The 287-nt window shown below is 47.7% G+C and carries 1 pseudogene; it reads right to left on the reverse strand.

Annotated elements, in window-relative coordinates:
• Positions 1–287: pseudogene (locus tag E1176_RS19970) on the reverse strand (hypothetical protein); the annotation flags it as partial.

A 287-nucleotide genomic window follows, 5' to 3' on the forward strand; every position in this document is an offset into this window, starting at 1 on the left:
GGTGTAAATACCGGCAGCCAGACCCGTAATGCTAAACCCTGGAGCAGGGAGTATTTCATCAGCAGGAGCGGTGCTTTGCCCATTGTACCAGTTGAACGTGAAACCTGCTGTAGTGCCATCGGCATCAACATCAATTGTGCCATTAGGGTTGCTGGGATCACAATTAGTTTGGTCGGTTGAGGCTGTGACTGAAATCACAGGATCAACAGTCACATCAGCAACATTAAGCACCTTTACGGCAGAAGTACATTTGGTACCATCATCTTCTACTACCAGCGTATAATCGC

The organism is Fulvivirga aurantia (assembly GCF_009711475.1).
GTDB classification, from domain to species: domain Bacteria; phylum Bacteroidota; class Bacteroidia; order Cytophagales; family Cyclobacteriaceae; genus Fulvivirga; species Fulvivirga aurantia.